This window comes from Chryseobacterium sp. (assembly GCF_022712095.1).
Classification (GTDB): domain Bacteria; phylum Bacteroidota; class Bacteroidia; order Flavobacteriales; family Weeksellaceae; genus Chryseobacterium.
In genome coordinates, this window is record NZ_JALAHD010000254.1 from 1 (window position 1) to 3,640 (window position 3,640).

General features: G+C 36.2%; 3 protein-coding genes. All 3 read left to right on the forward strand.

Annotation, left to right across the window (positions count from 1 at the left end; genetic code table 11):
* Window positions 1-31: 31 nt before the first annotated feature.
* Window positions 32-451: a DUF2147 domain-containing protein gene (locus tag Q0A18_RS13135; protein ID WP_292010609.1), complete on the forward strand. Its 420-nt coding sequence runs from the start codon at window positions 32-34 to the stop codon at window positions 449-451.
* 110 nt (window positions 452-561) lie between these two features.
* Window positions 562-1,545, forward strand: a complete 984-nt coding sequence (locus Q0A18_RS13140; RefSeq protein ID WP_292010607.1) for a pyruvate dehydrogenase complex E1 component subunit beta — start codon at window positions 562-564, stop codon at window positions 1,543-1,545.
* 111 nt (window positions 1,546-1,656) lie between these two features.
* Window positions 1,657-3,640: KUP/HAK/KT family potassium transporter (locus tag Q0A18_RS13145; protein ID WP_292010608.1), on the forward strand; the 1,984-nt coding region annotated here is incomplete at its 3' end.

Here is a 3,640-nt window from a genome sequence, read left to right on the forward strand (position 1 = left end):
CGTTTATATTATAATTAAATCGATAGAAGATATGAAAAAATTATTGTTAACATGTATGCTTTCATTATTCGGAGTATTGTCTTTCGCCCAGATTGAGGGAAAATGGAAGACGATAGATGATGAAACCAAACAAGCAAAATCCATAGTGGAGATTTATAAAAAATCAGATGGCAAATATTATGGGAAAGTATCCCAGTTACTTATCAAGCCGGAAGATCCAAACTGCTCCAGCTGTAAAGATGACAGAAAAGGAAAACCTATTTTGGGAATGGAAGTGATCAGAGGATTAAGTAAGGACGGAGATGAATTTTCAGGAGGAACCATTACGGATCCCAAGACAGGAAAAACGTATAAATGTACAGTTACAAGAAAAGGCGATCAGCTGAATGTAAGAGGATATGTAGGCGTTTCCCTGCTAGGAAGAACACAAACCTGGCAAAAGGTCAATTAATCAGGTTTAAAATAATATTAATTCAGCGGCATTTCATGAATGAGATGTCGTTTTTGTTATGGGGATAATAAAAAATCACTATTTTTGTAGTCTAAATTTTTCAAAAAAATATGGCAGAATATACTTTTCGTGAAGTAATTGCACAGGCAATGAGCGAAGAAATGCGTAAAGATGAATCCATTTATTTAATGGGAGAAGAAGTTGCAGAATACAATGGTGCATATAAAGCTTCCAAAGGAATGCTGGATGAATTTGGTCCTAAAAGAATTATCGATACTCCGATTGCAGAGCTAGGTTTTACAGGTATTTCCGTAGGAGCTGCAATGAATGGTAACAGACCGATTGTAGAATTCATGACATTCAATTTCTCATTAGTAGGAATCGATCAGATTATAAACAATGCTGCAAAAATCCGTCAGATGAGTGGAGGGCAGTGGAATTGTCCGATAGTGTTCCGCGGACCTACGGCTTCTGCAGGACAATTAGGAGCAACACACTCTCAGGCTTTTGAAAGTTGGTATGCTAACTGTCCTGGGCTAAAAGTGGTAGTTCCTTCCAATCCTTATGATGCGAAAGGACTATTGAAAACAGCAATTCAGGATAATGATCCAGTAATTTTCATGGAATCAGAGCAGATGTATGGTGATAAAATGGAAATTCCTGAAGAAGAGTACTACTTACCGATAGGAAAAGCAGATATTAAAAAAGAAGGTAAAGATGTTACTTTAGTTTCTTTTGGTAAAATTATGAAATTAGCTATTCAGGCAGCTGAAGATTTAGCTAAAGAAGGAATTTCTGTAGAAGTGATAGACTTAAGAACGGTTCGTCCTTTAGATTTTGATACTATTTTAACTTCAGTGAAGAAAACCAACAGATTGGTAATCCTTGAAGAAGCTTGGCCGTTTGGGTCTGTTTCTTCTGAAATTACTTATATGGTTCAGCAAAAAGCATTTGATTATCTGGATGCTCCAATCAAGAGAATTACTACTCCTGATGCTCCAGCACCTTATTCCGCAGCTTTATTTGCAGAATGGTTCCCTAAACTTGAAAAAGTGAAAGAAGAAATAAAAAAAGCAATGTATATTAAATCATAGAAAAAAACTTCCGAAAGGAAGTTTTTTCATTTATTTAATTTATCATTAAAAGTTTCCTGAGATCATAAAATTAGTATAAATTTGCGCTTTTAATTTTTAAAATTAACTGGTATGGCAGAAGTTACAGAAGGCGGTCATCACTTTGACATTAAAAAGCTTTCATTTGTTGGAGTTATTGTATCTCTCGGTATTGTTTTCGGGGATATTGGTACCTCACCGCTTTACGTAATGAAGGCTATTGTGAATGCCCGAAAAGTAGGATCTGCAATGCCCTTTGATGAATATATTGAAGGAGCGCTTTCATGTATTATCTGGACCCTCACTCTTCAGACAACTCTGAAATATGTAGTGATTGCTTTAAGAGCAGACAATAAAGGAGAAGGAGGAATTTTAGCCCTTTATTCACTAGTTAAAAAGCTTAAGAAAAAATGGCTCTATGTGGTAGCTATTATAGGAGCCTCTACATTGGTTGCAGACAGTGTTATTACACCTTCACTGACGGTGATGTCTGCCATTGAAGGACTTAAAATTTATAACCCGGAAACACCTGTTGTAACCATTACTTTGGTTATTCTATTTGTGATTTTCGTTGTCCAGCAGTTTGGTACCGCTTCCATAGGAAGGTTTTTTGGTCCTATTATGGTGACCTGGTTCCTTGCCTTAGGTATTTTCGGGGCTTTACATATTTCTGATCATATCGAGATCATCAGGGCATTCAATCCTATTTATGCATATAATCTTATCACCCATTCCTCCAGTGCGATTGTTATTATGGGAGCTGTATTCCTGTGTACGACCGGTGCAGAAGCCTTATATTCGGATCTTGGACACTGTGGAGCTAAAAATATCAGAGTAAGCTGGGTTTTTGTTAAACTCATGCTGATCCTTAACTATTTAGGACAGGGAGCGTGGCTTTTAGATAATTATGAGCAGGTATTTAACGGGGTGAATCCTTTCTTTGGAATTATGCCTCAATGGGCGGTTCTACCGGGAGTAATTCTGGCGACGGCAGCTGCGATTATTGCCAGTCAGGCAGTAATTACCGGATCATTTACCATGTTTTCGGAAGCAATGTCAATATCATTCTGGCCTAACCAGCATATAGAATATCCTTCGGGAGTAAAAGGACAGATGTATATTCCAAGAATTAACTGGGGACTTATGGCATTCTGCTTTATAGTAGTTATATTCTTCCAGAAATCAGAACGTATGGAAGCAGCATATGGGTTAACAATAACCATAACAATGCTTATGACTACAATCTTATTATTATTCTGGCTCAGCAGAACAAGGCTGAATAAGATATTTCTTATAGGATTTGGAATGGTTTACCTCTTCCTTGAATCCGGATTCTTCTATGCTAATGTTATCAAGTTTGTAGATGGAGGATGGCTGACAATGGTACTTGGAGGATTTATAGCAGTCTGTATGTATGCTTGGTATAACGGCAGACTTTTAAAAGCTAAATTCATTCAGTATGTGAAGATTGATAAATATGTTGGGATTATCAAAGACATGAAACTGGATGAAACAATTCCTAAATATGCAACTAATCTTGCTTATCTGAGCAGGGCAAAACGTAATGATGAAGTAGAATCCAAAATCATCTATTCAATTATTAAAAAACAGCCTAAAAGAGCAGATCATTACTTTATTTTAAGTATTGTCAATCAGGAAGACCCTTATACATTTAAATATACGGTAGATGAAATTTTACCTGGAACAGTTTATAAAGTTAACTTCCTGTTAGGATTCAAAGTAGACAGGAGAATCAATGATTATTTTAAAATGGTATTAAAAGATTTAATGGATGATGGAACTATTCCTTCAAGAAGCAGTCATCCGTCTTTAAGGGCACATAATATACCTCCTGATCTGAAATATGTTATCATAGATAATACCTATATAAACGATATTCTTTTGACCGTTAAGCAAAAAATTACCCTTAATATATACAACTTTGTGAAGTATATCGGAAGTGATGATTTCAAAGCTTGGGGCGTTACTGCGCATAATGTGGAAGTGGAATCAGCACCCATTACCGATGAAACCATTCCGCTAAAAAAAATCGAACAATCAGGATTTTTAAGGCATA